Origin of the sequence: Alteromonas sp. CNT1-28, assembly GCF_022348345.1 — a bacterium.
In the GTDB taxonomy this organism is placed as follows: Bacteria; Pseudomonadota; Gammaproteobacteria; order Enterobacterales; family Alteromonadaceae; genus Alteromonas; species Alteromonas macleodii.
Genome location: NZ_JAKREZ010000077.1, coordinates 1 through 3,060, shown reverse-complemented (window position 1 = coordinate 3,060; position 3,060 = coordinate 1). Strand labels below are relative to the sequence as shown.

2 protein-coding genes and 1 pseudogene are annotated in these 3,060 nt (G+C 43.0%); 1 reads left to right on the top strand and 2 read right to left on the bottom strand.

Translation table 11 applies throughout. The features are described from left to right. Positions 1 to 624: pseudogene (locus MHN02_RS21290) on the bottom strand (IS110 family transposase); the annotation flags it as partial. Positions 625 to 1,152: 528 nt separating this feature from the next. Here MHN02_RS21290 and MHN02_RS21285 point away from each other — a divergent pair. After that, complete coding sequence (locus tag MHN02_RS21285) at positions 1,153 to 1,515, top strand: hypothetical protein (protein WP_049587366.1); 363 nt, start codon at positions 1,153 to 1,155, stop codon at positions 1,513 to 1,515. A gap of 470 nt (positions 1,516 to 1,985) precedes the next feature. Here the strand turns inward: MHN02_RS21285 and MHN02_RS21280 are convergent, their stop codons facing one another. Then, positions 1,986 to 3,035, bottom strand: a complete 1,050-nt coding sequence (locus MHN02_RS21280) for an IS110 family transposase (RefSeq protein ID WP_049589210.1) — start codon at positions 3,033 to 3,035, stop codon at positions 1,986 to 1,988. Positions 3,036 to 3,060 lie beyond the last annotated feature (25 nt).

Below are 3,060 nucleotides of genomic sequence, written 5' to 3'. Positions count from 1 at the left end.
CCACGCCAACAGCAACGAGCAATCGAACACCGCGCATCGCCTGAACGGCTTTCACCACCGGATAATAACGCCATTGGTGCACATGGTGGGTTAACTCATTGTCGAGCCTTTCCAGTCGCCGGATACGCTCTTCTATAGTTTGTAGGTGCTCCTGCAAGACTATTTGCTGGGCCGGATGAGGCAATATTAACTCAGTGAGCCAGCGAAGGTGTTTCTTCGACCAGTTGGCTGTACCTTCATAGCGTATGTTGTTGCGCAGCAGTAGTGCTTTAAGCTGGTACTTGGCTTCCTTTAAATCTTTCATTGCCGGGGTGTAAGGTCTTCAGACTTTAATGACCTAACGAGCTTAAGCGCATCTCGACGGTCAGTTTTAATTCGCTCTCCCGGCTTTTTTGGAATAAGAGACGGTGCCACAACATAGCAACAATGTCCCAAGCTTGTTATCAGACGATAAATCCAATAACCACAAGGGCCAGCCTCATAAACAACGTGAAGTGTTGCACCAGGATATTTAGATTCAAACTGACGAAGCAGCTTTTTCACGCTGACCTTAGACGAGGAAATACGGCCATAATGAACAGGCACAGCCCCACGTTGTTCTTCACAATAAGCAACCTAAATGATTTAGTCTTAAGCAAACTAATTATGGCACTGGCTTTCAGCTAACCCACGAAAATGCGGAGGCTAGCATTTCACAGGGAGTCATTGTGTCTATAAGGCGTCAGCCTAAACTGCGTTTGGCTTTATAAAAAACCCAGTAAAACTACCCTCACCTGTTTTCATTAGCATCGCTCTGGCTTGTGGTAAGTGTAAATCCGCCGCTTAAAATTCAAAGGTGGTGTAATAGGCGCTTTATCGCCAAGTTCTTATTTTGAGTCAGCAAGCGCCATTACACTTGTTAGTTCAAATGGCGGCTAGCTTCTGCCAAATCAAAAACATTACTGCACAGTCGTTTCGCTTGTTTGTGTTAACAATCAATCGTATGCTGGCTTCATTAGTTTTTAAAAAGACCAAAGGAACTGGTTCTGCTTCTAACAAAGCGCTTAAGACCTCTCCCTTCGGTCGCTCGGACGCATTTACGCGTGGCGCTTCGCTATTATGCCCCACGCAACTGCGCCGCTTAGCTTAATGTTATATGCTTCGAGGAAAAGTATGACCAAAGACGAATTTTATACTTTGACCAAAGGCTCTATTCAAGAAGCTATAGATAAAGCGAGCATAATAATTGGAAAAACCGTCCCAAACGAAACTGTGTCGATTGTTTCGTCAACATCAGTTCTCGCAAATGGTTGGGAAGAATCATGTAATTTCCTAGTGTCACAGATGTACTTCGGCGAAGATAAAATTAAACCGTGCGCTGATTTAATAGTTTATGAATTTGATGACAACACCACTTTCATAAAGCTATTTATTGCAAGCTATGAGCCGGCTCCATTCGATCTAAATTGGTCTAATGGCGTCGGTCCATATATTAAGGGAGTTAGTCAAAAACTGTTATCAGGCAAAGGTGGCTAGGTTGTTTATAAGCGCACATAACACATATGAGCCTCCGGGCTGTCAATGAAAAAAGATAGCCCTTTGACCACTATTTCAAGATCAATACCGTTGCCTTTTTAGAACTCGTTTACTTCGTCTGTCATGGTCGATGTTAAGCGTATTGCCTACGTCAAACACATATAGAGGCTCTTATTGTTGCTCTTTTCAATTCCTTTTGACTGGCAACGGCACTAGACATTCATCGGTTAACCTTCCTCTGTCCTATTCAAACCTAAGTGGCTGCATTGACCAGTTAGTATCAGGTTCAGTGAAGGTGTAAGCAAATTCGTAAAAAGGTAGAGATGCGCAACAGTGGCATGTCTAATCAAACGCAGCAGGTTATGACTTGTTGGTATACTTATCGATGCTGCTTAATGCAGAGTACTGTGCGATAAGTCGATACTCGTCGTTTAACCAGTTAGACGCTAAAGCTCATGCCACTGCGCGACTTACCCGTTTAAAAAGCGTTCTTCATCGAATACCTGCTGATTCTTCAACATAAAGTAAGTACATCTTCCGATTTTGTGAGCGAGTGCTGATAAGGCCTTCGCCTTGCTCATTCTCTTTTGTAACTTGGCTAGATACCGTTTGGCGTTGTCATTACCTTTGAGGTACAACACCGCTGCTTCACTGAATGCCCACTTCAAGTGTGCGTTGCCAATCTTATTACCCTGCGTGCCATGTGTTTTACCGGCCGACTCAGCTTTGCATTTCACTAACCGTGAATACGAGGCAAACTTTTGAACTGATGGAAACCGCTTAATATCGCCAACTTCATACAAAATGGTCAGGGCTAAAATTTTTCCGATACCTGGAAACGACTTAAGGATATGTAAATCTGTTGCACGGTGTGTTTGTGCCTGAGTCTTTACATAATGTTCAATCTTGTAAAGTTCACTCACCATGGTTTCGATAATATTGAGATTTAAATCCATGCTCTTTTGCACAGCTTCATCGGGAAAAAAGTGATGCATTTTTTCTCGGTCAGGTGAATTTTGCAGATTCAAACGAGACTCCAGCGCAGGTAGATTGTATTGACTAATCGTACTGGACACGTGCGCTTTCAGTTGCGCACTCATTCTCATTATGTGGGTTCTACGACGAAGCGCATCACGTATTGAGCGATGCTCTTTTGAATAGGCATGCGCGAGTGGGAAGTTCCCTCCCCGCATGAGCTTGGCAATCTTAAGTGCATCAATCTTATCATTTTTGGTTTTACCAGCATGAATGGCTTTCATGTAAAGCGCATGGCCAAGAATAAAATCAATATTGTGCTCTTCACAAAAGTCAGACACCCAATACCAACAGTGCATACATTCCACACCAACAACAATATTGCCCAGATAAGGTTTTAGAAGCGCTAACAGTTTGTCGGGTGAATCATCGATTTTTTCGTGAACGAGAATATTGTTTTCATTATCAATAATGCAGACATAGAGCAGTCTTGTGTGAAGATCGATTCCACAATAGTACGGATGTGTATTAGTATAAAAGTTCATTGAGTTTTCTCCCTTGGTTTGGTCG

Excerpts from the sequence above, each read along its gene's own strand:
- MHN02_RS21280 (WP_049589210.1), bottom strand. The coding sequence starts at position 3,035 with ATGAACTTTTATACTAATACACATCCGTACTATTGTGGAATCGATCTT.
- MHN02_RS21285 (WP_049587366.1), top strand. The coding sequence starts at position 1,153 with ATGACCAAAGACGAATTTTATACTTTGACCAAAGGCTCTATTCAAGAA.